The sequence below is a fragment of the Rickettsia fournieri genome (assembly GCF_900243065.1).
In the GTDB taxonomy this organism is placed as follows: Bacteria; Pseudomonadota; Alphaproteobacteria; order Rickettsiales; family Rickettsiaceae; genus Rickettsia; species Rickettsia rickettsii.
The window spans coordinates 1-1,042 of record NZ_LT978481.1 but is presented as its reverse complement, the minus strand read 5'-3'; the positions used below and the strand labels follow the sequence as shown (position 1 = coordinate 1,042).

Here is a 1,042-nt window from a genome sequence, read left to right as displayed (position 1 = left end):
CATAGTTATTACCTTCAAACTTAGCTTCCCAAAATGGTTCAAGTGCTGATTTAACAACAGCTTGCATACATCTATCCAAAATAATGGGTAAACCTAAAGGTCTAAGTTTGCCTTTTCTTTTGGGAATATACACACGCTTGATCGGTTTAACAGATTATAGATTATTATTTGCTAACTTCTCCATTAACAAATTCCTTTCTTTATCTGTATTAACAACTATTTTATCAATAACCAGGGCTTCTTCTTCCTCGATTGATTTGGGTAACACGTCTTATAGCAAGTAATTTATTTGATCTTGACTTTAACATCAATTTCTGTAAACTACGTACTAATTTTATGTTACCATTTGCAGATGCCCTATAGATACGTCTACTAAGATTATTAACCTTTTTATTAACTTCTTGCCAATTTATTGCATGCCAATAAATTGGCAAGAAGTTATTATTATTGGTCTTAATTGTTACATTTGCGTTTTGCATCTAACTTTTCCAAAATAATTCATAATCTTGTTTACTTACCTAGGGTAAATCACCAGTCTTAAGTCAGCATCATTGCTGATTAGCACATAGTGCCTATACACCCAGTTATTTATTCCTGTAGTCTTTCGACTTAGTGTCATTCGCTTTTTAAGACCTCTCTTACCTACTACCAGTTGCCAAGTAATAGGCTTACCACGTTTCACTAATCAAAGATGCGTTAAGTTGGTTACCTTCTGTATACCGGGGAACTGGCATTTTTAAAGAAGGTCGCGTCTTCCTTCTTACAGCTAAGCTTTTCAGCTTTTATCCCTATAACAGATATTATCCGGAGTTTCTGCTTTTATATTTACGATATTTTCCATACAAAGATTCACTTTCGTTTAACCAATTTTAACTTTACCTTGCCCCTATTTCCCATCCAGATTAGTAATTTAGTTAGGCTTCTTATTGCGCTTAGCACAAGATCGTTACCAACCTTGCACCGCAATAATAGTAATTAGGTCTAAATGCAACCTAGCCGCAATATACTTGCAGACTTTATTTTAGTGCCATCGTGTCGCAAA

The 1,042-nt window shown here is 34.5% G+C and carries 1 protein-coding gene; it reads right to left on the bottom strand.

The annotated features are described in order from the left end of the window. Positions 1–224: 224 nt before the first annotated feature. Positions 225–479 (bottom strand): reverse transcriptase N-terminal domain-containing protein, encoded by a 255-nt coding sequence (locus tag C4Q30_RS00010; RefSeq protein ID WP_103896832.1) that lies wholly within the window; start codon positions 477–479, stop codon positions 225–227. Between the last annotated feature and the right edge of the window lie 563 nt (positions 480–1,042).

Excerpts from the sequence above, each read along its gene's own strand:
- C4Q30_RS00010 (WP_103896832.1), bottom strand. The coding sequence starts at position 479 with ATGCAAAACGCAAATGTAACAATTAAGACCAATAATAATAACTTCTTG.